This is a genomic window from Pseudoalteromonas sp. SR45-5 (genome assembly GCF_014163565.1).
GTDB lineage: Bacteria > Pseudomonadota > Gammaproteobacteria > Enterobacterales > Alteromonadaceae > Pseudoalteromonas > Pseudoalteromonas distincta.
In genome coordinates this window covers 1-8,745 of the sequence record NZ_JACJDN010000101.1, presented here as the reverse complement: position 1 = coordinate 8,745, position 8,745 = coordinate 1, and the positions used below count along the sequence as shown (strand labels likewise).

The window sequence follows — 8,745 nt, the reverse complement described above, 5'->3', positions numbered from 1 at the left end:
GTGTGCCTGAAAAGAGGCGATTGAGCCGGAAAAAATAGTTAACTTGAGGATATCGTGCAGGATTATTACTAAAACAACTCGGTACTAACAAATAAAACAAAACTTCTTTCAAACTAGTATTCAAAATGGGTTATTGCTAACCCATTTAACGAAAGCAATTAGATGCTAACGATGTTTTCAGCTTGTGGGCCTTTTTGACCTTGAGTAACAGTAAACTGTACACGTTGGCCTTCAGCTAAAGTTTTGAAACCGTCGCCAGAGATTGCGCTGAAATGTGCGAAAACATCAGGACCAGATTCTTGCTCGATGAAACCAAAACCTTTAGACTCGTTGAACCACTTAACTGTACCTGATACGATGTTAGACATTGTAATATCCTGATATAAAATAAAAAATATGCTCATAAGAGCGGGTGTAGCAAAAAATGAGATGGTACTTTAAAAACTTCAGGACGGTACTACAAGTATTACTTATACAACATCGAAATGGAGATTTATAGCTTACATGCTTTCTTTCTAGCTGCAGCCCACTATATAGATTTTTTAAAATATGTCAAGTACCTATCTATAATCAGAGTGATAAACAACCAAAACCGCTTTCCTTGGTTATTAAAATTCAAATTCTAATGCGAGCCTAAAACTATGATTTTTTTCTGATTGGCTTATCTCAGTGATAAAACCCGCTTCCCATTTTAACTGCTTTTGTCCATCAAAACGCTGCAAACCTATAAACCCAGGCCCTATGCCAACAAAGTCTTCTCCTACGTACACCTCAATAGATGGCTGAAAAGCAGAACGATATCGATAGCGATATTGCGCTCTAAACTCGCTTTCCCATTCATTTTGTATATCCTGCCCCCACTCGTAAACCAAAAAAGCATTCATAGTTAAGCTTGTTTTGCCAAACTCTTTTTCGATCACAAAACCCGAAGTTGCTTCATACACATCTTCATTATGTTTTTTTTCAAGCTCAAATAATGCCCCCCAATCAGCCCATAATTTACCTTGCTCAATTAATTGCCAGCGTAGTTCAAGCTCATAAGCTTCTAAACCAAAGTCGCCGTTGTCATCTCGCTCACCAACTAAATAGCCTTCTAGTGCCATTGTATCGTTAATAGCACCGCCACCACCCAAACGCTGCGCTAGTATGTTGCCACTATCTGTTTGGTGCGACACTAACCGCCATTCAAACTCTCGCTCAAAAGGTAAAACATAGGGGTGATATACCTTATCAACAACAATTCCATCGGCCTTTGCTGGGATTGAAAGTACCAACAAACAAAAAACGGTAAAGCTAAGCGCTAAATATAGGTTGAGTGCTTTCATACACGTTCCTTAGATATTGAAGCCGAAATAACATAACAAAGTGATAAAAATATCACGCTACTAGTACTATATATAAGTACACTCATTAGATCAGGGGTAGCCTCGTAACCAACAAGAGCACGCAGTACGCGCCCGAGCTCAGAGTTTTCGCTTAATACATCGCGTAAATCCCACACGGTTGCGGTGTTGGTAATTAAGTCTGTTTGGCTTGCCAAATCCAGTGCAACTAATAACTTAGCCGCGCTGTTAAAAGCAAGCAAAGTAAAAAGCGGATACATACCAAAGCGGTGCTTAATTGCATTCATTAAAAAGTACAGCAATACGCTAAAACTTAAACAAATTCCAACACCTAATAAAGTGCCAATAAATAAGCTTTGCCCTGCATCATTACTTTGCCAAAAACTGGTGAGGTAAATAATATAGTGGCTTAAATACAATGTTATTGTGCTTATAACAGCAATATAAAAAGCCGCTGATTTTTGTTTTATTGCAAATACTAATACGGCTATAAATATAGTAATACATAGCCCTATTTGTGAGTACTCTAGCCCTTGGTGTTCAAACCACTGGCTCACCCAGGACGCACTTTGCATGTACAAAAACGACATGAGCGCGCCAATTAATAAAGCAGATCCTATTTTTAAAGCGCTTTGTTTTTTAACCACTTGTAGTAGCACTAATAAAATAGCCACAGGTAGCAATTGATTAAGGCTCATGACTAAACTAGTTATTAGCATGCTGCGCCTCCTCATCACTAACTATTACAACGCCCCTTGCTGTATTGGGCGAAAACTCACCAAAAAACTCGTAATGCCCTTTACTTAGCGGTCCTATATAAATAATGCTTTTACGGTTTGGGTAGAGTACTTTTTCTCTGTTTAGATCAAAGCTATCAAACTCTTCTGGTGTGCTGTCTTGGTTTTCTATCAATAGTTTTACTTTTTTATTCGCGGGAATGGTAATTTGCGAGGGATAGAACAAGTGATCTTTCAAAACAATAAGGTACTCTTTACTCGCCGCGTTAAACGACAAAAATAGCAAACAACAAAGGCACTGATTAAATAAACGTTTAGTCACTTTTTACTCCTGTAAAAGTAACCTTAACGGTTAGCCCACCTAAAGGGCTATTCGCTAAATGAATAGTTGCGCCATAAATAGCAATTATATGTTGAACAATCGCCATACCTAAACCAGCACCTTGCTCGCCTGATGGATGTTGATCGCCACCTACTCGATAAAAGCGATTGAATATTCGCTCTTTTTGATCTTCAGTCATACCCGCACCAGAATCATCAATTTGCCAACTAAAGCCGTCATTACTTGATACTAATTTAATTATAATTTGACCATTTTTGGGGGTGTACTTTATGGCGTTGCTAAGTAAATTAGCGATAAGCGTGGTTAATGTAAACTCATCACCATTAATAACAAAATCATCGCCTTCAAGACTAATGGTTTGGTTTTTTTCATCTATTTTGTCGTATTGCTCCGATACGACTTGCTGAGTAATCGTTAGCAATGATTGTTCGCTAAACTGCCTCTGCCATTGTTCAGGCTGAGTGCGTCCTAAAATTAGCATTTGCTCAACAATATTACTTAAGCGATTAATGCCCTGCGACATAGCTTGTAATTCTTGATGGTCTTGCAGATTACTTTGTTTATTAGCCAAATTATGTACATTAATTTTTAAACTACTTAGCGGGGTACGTAATTCGTGAGCTGCATCTGAGGCAAAAAAGCGCTCCCGTAAGTAGGCTGTTTCTACGCGTTTAAATAAGTCGTTTAAACGATTAATAACAGGTTTAATTTCTTCGTCAGTTACTTGCCAGTTAATTGGCGTAAAGTCGTTAGCTTGGCGAGACGCCAACTGCTTAGATAATCGAGTAAGAGGGGCTAATGCGTATTTAACAAAAAAGCTAATAAAAATAGCAAGCAGAGGGACTGCCCATAGCATAGGTAACATTGCAGATAAAATAACGGCTTCAGCTAATTCAAAACGCTTTGCCATAGGTTCAGCAACGATGACTTTACGGGTGTTTTTACTCATCACAAATACCCGCATACGCTGCCCTGCTACATTGGCCGTTTGAAAGCCCTCGCTAAAACTAATTTGGTTATTCGTTAAAATCAATGAGCCACTAAGTAAATTATTATTTTGCCAAATTTGATACAACAACTGAGCGCTATTATTACTTACTAGTACTGCATCTGTGCTTAGTGCCAATGGTTGCTCAATTAAAACGCCAGCCACTATTTTAAGTTCATCATCAAGCAAACTTTCACCGTGGTGCATACTTTTTTGATAGCCTTTTACTAATGCTAAAAAGCAAGTTAGCACCATCATTGAAAGTAAAATTAAGGTCAGACGTTTACGAATTGACATTTTCAACCTCGAAAAACAAATACACTCTAACGCTTACCAACCACGTAGCCAATGCCACGTAAGGTTTTAATAAAATCACTAGGAAATTTTTTACGAAGATGATGAATATGCACCTCTATGGCATTAGAGCCAACTTCTTCACCCCATTGGTAAAGTTTGTTTTCGAGTTGCCGTTTTGATTGTACCCTTCCCTGATTTTCCATCAGCGCTTTTAAAAGCATGTATTCTTTTCGAGGTAGTGTAAGTGACTGCCCACTTAGTTTAACTGTATGAGCAGAAGTATCCATTACTACATCACTACAGCGTAATAAGCTTGATTGTGTTTGATTAATGCGCCGGCTTGCTACACGTAAACGGGCAAATAGCTCAGCGGGGTCAAACGGCTTTGCAAGGTAATCATCTGCCCCCATATCTAGCCCTTGGACTTTGTCGTCAATACTGCCGCGAGCAGTTAAAATAACCACCGGTATTACTTTTTTTTGCGCTTTAATATGCTTTAAAACTTGCGAACCATCGCCATCAGGCAATCCTAAATCGAGAATAACAAGCTCAATCTCACCACTAGAAAGGCACTCTAGGGCGTGTTTTACTGTGCCACTGTGCTCTACGCTGTAGCTCTCTTGGCGCAAAGAGCGAATAAGCCCTTGCGCCACTAAATGATCGTCCTCAACGAGTAATAAATGCATTATGTGTTTATCTTTCTAATTTTTTATCTACTTTTGCCAATAACTGACTTATTGCTTGTTGACGATATTTATCTGCTTTTGCCCGAGTATCACGAATCCCAGCAGCTTGTGCTACAAGTAGTCGTGCTTTAGCTTGTTTATAATCGCCTTCATCATACAAGTATTCACCGTATAAGTAATTAGTATCAATGCCTTCGAGATTAAAAGCGAGCGCTTGTTTAAATAATTTTTCAGCTTTGTCGTCATCACCAAAACCAATTGGCCAGCCAGGTACTTTGCTATAAAGCGTTGCAAGGCTTGCGTAAGCTGAGCCATTGAGTGCAGTGCCATCAATCGAGAGTGCATTTTCGAGTGACGCTTTTGCTTCTTTAGCTAAACCAAGTGCGCCCAAGCCCCCTTTTGCGCCAGCAAAACTAGCTAACACAATGCCATTCCAAATATGTGTTTGCGCCGAACTTGGATAGTTTTTAACAAATAATGCGCTTTGCTCACTTAGTTGTGTAAACGCGTCTATTTGCGCATCGCCTTCAAGTTCGTAATTAGCAATTGCCCACTTTTGTTGAATATCGGTTAAGTCTTGCGCTTCATCTGCGTGTACTGCAGTTGCAAATACAGAGGTTAGTATTAAATAAAATGTGAGTGTAAATTTATACATAATTTTGCCCTTGTGTGTTTGTTAACTTAAAAAACGTTTAATTTTAGGAAGTTGCTTTGCAATAGCGTTATCAACAACGCTTGGGAATACGCCATTCATGCGTGCAAATAATTTTTCAGGAAAACCAATAAAGCGCCTTGTTTGGTTTGAACTTATAAGAGCTAATAACTCTTGAGCAACTAATTCTGGCGAGTCCATTTTATTGCCGAGCTCTTTATTCATTGCCCGCGCTTTACTGCTATTAATGGATGTATCTGTTGCTCTTGGTGCTAAATAGGTCACTTTAACGCCTGAACCATTCAACTCACGTGATAACGCTTCTGTAAAGCCACGTAAACCAAATTTACTGGCGCAATAAAGCGTTTGAAACGGGTAGCCAATACTGCCAAACGATGATCCCACGTTAACAATGGTGCCTTTGGTATACGCTAACTGCCCTAAAAATAGCTGGCATAATTTAATAGGCACCGACAAATTAGTAACGAGTATATTATCTATTTGCTCATTACTTGTGTGCTCAAGGCTTTGCATCGTATTTATACCTGCGTTATTAATAAGTAATTTAACGCCGCCAAGTTGCTTGGCTTTTATTGCTAGGTTAATACGTGCTGTATCGTCGGTTAAATCGCCCGTAAATATTTCACTGTCTGGGCATGCACGGCTCAGTTTTTCAAGGGCTTGGGTATTTCGCCCTACAAGCAGTAACTTCCACCCTTTTGCATATAGGGCTTTAGCAATCGCTTGCCCTATTCCGCCTGTTGCACCAGTGAGCACACACAAAGAACTACTCATGCCAATTTGCCTTGTGCACGTGCTTTAAAAAATGGTTCGTCATCGAGTCCACGAAATATATCGCCGTATAAACGATAAAAGCACTTTGCACCATGAAGTATGGCTTGCTGATCCGCCTCGTCTGTTATTTGGTTCATTAGGTTTTCAAAAAACTTTACATGCTCTATATCAAGCGCGCCGTGAGAGGTTAAATAACTAAATGCTTTTTTAGGTAAGCCCACAGCATTTGCAATGTTTGAAGCCGCGCCATCAGCAAGCGCTATAGAAGTGCCCTCAAGCACATGCACCATGCCAAAAAAGCTCAACGGATTTTTACGTGCAATGGAGTCGTACGCATACGACACCATCATTTCGGTAGCAAATTGCGGCTGACTACACCGTACTGTTTCTTTGTCAAAACCACAGGCTGCAATGTCATTAAGTACCCACTCTTGATGACCAATCTCTTCTTCAATATATTCTGCGACTGCTTCGCGCAGCCATTCTTGATCGTCGGTTAATCGTGCACCAACCGACATCATTAATGGCACAGTGTGCTTAACATGGTGATACGCTTGTGCTAAAAACGAGGCGTATTCTTCAAGTGATGCTTCGCCTTTAAAAACACGCTGAATAATCGGCGCTGCAAGCAGGTAGTTTTGCTCTTGTTTAGTTTGCTCTTTAAGGGTGTTAAAAAAATCACTCATTAATTACTTCTCCAAGTCGGTAAAATTGATCAAATACAGCATGGTACTGCTTACTTATGGCATCTCGTTTTGGGCGATTATTTGTTGTTAATAATCCTTGTTGCACACTTAATGGGGCAGCTAAACGATGCCACTTTTGAATTCGAGCATAGTCGGGTAGTTGTTTATTAATCTCGCTAATGTACTGCGCTAACACTGGGTTACTTAGCTTTGTATCGGCGTAAATAATGGCACTGAGAAAAGGTCGCCCCTCACCAAACACAACGGCTTGTAAAATACCGCTTTGACTGAGTAATAGTGATTCAGGCCACTCGGCACTGATGTTACGACCCATGCTGGTAATAATTAGGTTTTTTAATCGGCCTTTAATAAATAAAGTATTTTGATGCTGCTCGACTAGATCGCCGGTTGCATACCACTGGTTTTTATTGTGAGGTTGATGGTTTAAGTAACCTAAAAACAAATCGCCTTTTATAAAAAGCTGGTCATTTTCAATTTTGGTTTGAATATGAGGTAACACAGAGCCTGCACTGTGAAGGTTATCGTTTGTGGACGTATTTAAACTAACGACAGATGCCGCCTCAGAAAGTCCATAACCTTGGTATACTGGTAAATTTAAGCTACGCGCTTTGGTTAATAGCATTTCGCTGACAAGCGCACCACCTACGGCAATAAACTGTAACGAACTAGGCGGTTGCCACCCATCTTCTGCAAAAGTAACTAAGCATGCTAATAGTTCAGGCACTAAAATAAGCGTATTTGGCTTAACTTTATCAATCGCAGCAATAAGCTGTGCGGGCTGTTTTAATGCAGTACCAACAAAGCCTAATTCATTTAACGGCATTAAATGCACTGTACCGCCACTTTTTAAAGGGGCATAAACACCGGCTATATTTTCAAGCAATACAGCAAGCGGCAATAAACATAAATGAACAGGCTTTTTAATATTAATTTTATCGCACAAAGATTGAGCTACCTGCATTTGGCTCTTTGCAGATAAACACACGCCCTTTGGTTGCCCAGTCGATCCTGATGTAAATGTTACTTTTTGAGTATCTGGAAAATAACTGCCGGGGTTAGCTACAACGATTTCGTAAATATATAATGTGTAACACTCAAATAAAGTAATTGATGCAGTCGGCTCCCCAAGTAAAGGGTTTAGCGTGTCGCTCATAAATACATTAGCGCCACATTGAGCTAGTACATATTGAGTTTGTTGTTCACTAAAAAAGTGAGCAATTGGCACAGCCACTTTATTAGAAACCGCAGTAGCGGCATCAATAACAAGCCAAGCTGGCGTATTATCGAGCTTATAAGCAATACATTTGCCGTTAAAGCTATATAGTATTTTTACTACTTTTTGTATTTGCTGATTAAACTCATCACCGTTAATTTCAAGTGTTTGCTCTTTATTGTGGGCAATAATTAATGGCGATATTGCATGGGTATTATAGTAATTCATACATTCACCAACGCATTTACCAAAGAATTGATATTTGAGTGATTTTGCTGCATCAAACTATAAAGCATTGGGGTATTTAATACTTGTTGGTGAGCTTGCTCTAAACTCACAACGCATACGGTAGGCTGATTAGCGTAGTAACTTCCCCAACTTAGCGGATGCTCAACAACAAAACTGTTTGCCACAGCAATTTCAGTGCAGTTAACGCCTAATAAGCGCAGCAGTGCACGTACTTTTTTAGTGGCGCAAAATACTAAATGTTTTGCTCCTACACTTTGCAGGGCTTCATTAACAACAATAAAATGCCCAAGCGTTGCTTTGCGATGTGTAGAGCATAGATTGCCAAGCTCAAATACTTTATTACGCTGTGTGTTCTCAGGTAAAAAATGCTCAATGGGCTGTGCTAAGTATTGCTCTATAAATAGAGGAGCTGTTGCTTGCCTTAAACCCAATGTGCATTGCCCTTCGTTTGTCGTGTATTGGCAAAGTAATGGCATAAAAGAGGTAAGCGTGGCGTTGTAAGCGACTAAAAACCCTTCTTTAACTGTGTTTTCTAACGCACTTCTATGCTCATCATTAACGCGAGCACTAACAAAGCGTGAGTTATTTTGAATATAAACGGGTGATGAAGGTAGGTGTGCTAATTGCATAAACATCGCTCATATAAAGTGTATGTTTGTAACTTAGCGAGCGAAACTTAAAGAAAACTTAAGAAACCTTAATTTAAATAAAAAAGCGCCTTAATTATTAAATTAA

At 39.5% G+C, this 8,745-nt stretch carries 11 protein-coding genes; all 11 read right to left on the bottom strand.

The genetic code is table 11. The features are described from left to right. Positions 1–158: 158 nt before the first annotated feature. The 11 genes from H5072_RS05960 to H5072_RS05910 all read right to left on the bottom strand — a co-directional run bounded on the left by H5072_RS05960 (position 159) and on the right by H5072_RS05910 (position 8,639). Complete coding sequence (locus H5072_RS05960; protein ID WP_182692992.1) at positions 159–368, bottom strand: cold-shock protein; 210 nt, start codon at positions 366–368, stop codon at positions 159–161. Between the two features lie 240 nt (positions 369–608). Further along, on the bottom strand, positions 609–1,325 hold the full coding sequence (locus H5072_RS05955; protein ID WP_182692991.1) for a hypothetical protein: 717 nt from the start codon (positions 1,323–1,325) through the stop codon (positions 609–611). Then, positions 1,322–2,062: an iron transporter gene (locus H5072_RS05950; protein ID WP_182692990.1), complete on the bottom strand. Its 741-nt coding sequence runs from the start codon at positions 2,060–2,062 to the stop codon at positions 1,322–1,324. The genes H5072_RS05955 and H5072_RS05950 overlap by 4 nt, the downstream gene beginning before the upstream one ends. Continuing rightward, entirely contained in the window at positions 2,049–2,402 is a 354-nt protein-coding gene (locus tag H5072_RS05945; protein WP_182692989.1) for a cupredoxin domain-containing protein, read from the bottom strand. The genes H5072_RS05950 and H5072_RS05945 overlap by 14 nt, the downstream gene beginning before the upstream one ends. Further along, positions 2,395–3,708 (bottom strand): ATP-binding protein, encoded by a 1,314-nt coding sequence (locus H5072_RS05940; RefSeq protein WP_182692988.1) that lies wholly within the window; start codon positions 3,706–3,708, stop codon positions 2,395–2,397. Before H5072_RS05940 ends, H5072_RS05945 begins: the two co-directional genes overlap by 8 nt. A 26-nt stretch (positions 3,709–3,734) precedes the next feature. Further along, a complete protein-coding gene (locus H5072_RS05935; RefSeq protein ID WP_182692987.1) occupies positions 3,735–4,394 on the bottom strand; it encodes a response regulator transcription factor in 660 nt (219 codons plus the stop codon). Positions 4,395–4,401: 7 nt separating this feature from the next. Continuing rightward, entirely contained in the window at positions 4,402–5,049 is a 648-nt protein-coding gene (locus H5072_RS05930; RefSeq protein ID WP_182692986.1) for a hypothetical protein, read from the bottom strand. A 21-nt stretch (positions 5,050–5,070) separates the two neighbouring features. Then, on the bottom strand, positions 5,071–5,841 hold the full coding sequence (locus H5072_RS05925; RefSeq protein WP_182692985.1) for an SDR family oxidoreductase: 771 nt from the start codon (positions 5,839–5,841) through the stop codon (positions 5,071–5,073). Further along, entirely contained in the window at positions 5,838–6,527 is a 690-nt protein-coding gene (locus tag H5072_RS05920) for a TenA family transcriptional regulator (protein ID WP_182674828.1), read from the bottom strand. The genes H5072_RS05925 and H5072_RS05920 overlap by 4 nt, the downstream gene beginning before the upstream one ends. Beyond that, entirely contained in the window at positions 6,520–7,989 is a 1,470-nt protein-coding gene (locus tag H5072_RS05915; protein ID WP_182692984.1) for an AMP-binding protein, read from the bottom strand. The genes H5072_RS05920 and H5072_RS05915 overlap by 8 nt, the downstream gene beginning before the upstream one ends. After that, complete coding sequence (locus H5072_RS05910) at positions 7,986–8,639, bottom strand: thermostable hemolysin (RefSeq protein ID WP_002959142.1); 654 nt, start codon at positions 8,637–8,639, stop codon at positions 7,986–7,988. The genes H5072_RS05915 and H5072_RS05910 overlap by 4 nt, the downstream gene beginning before the upstream one ends. Positions 8,640–8,745 lie beyond the last annotated feature (106 nt).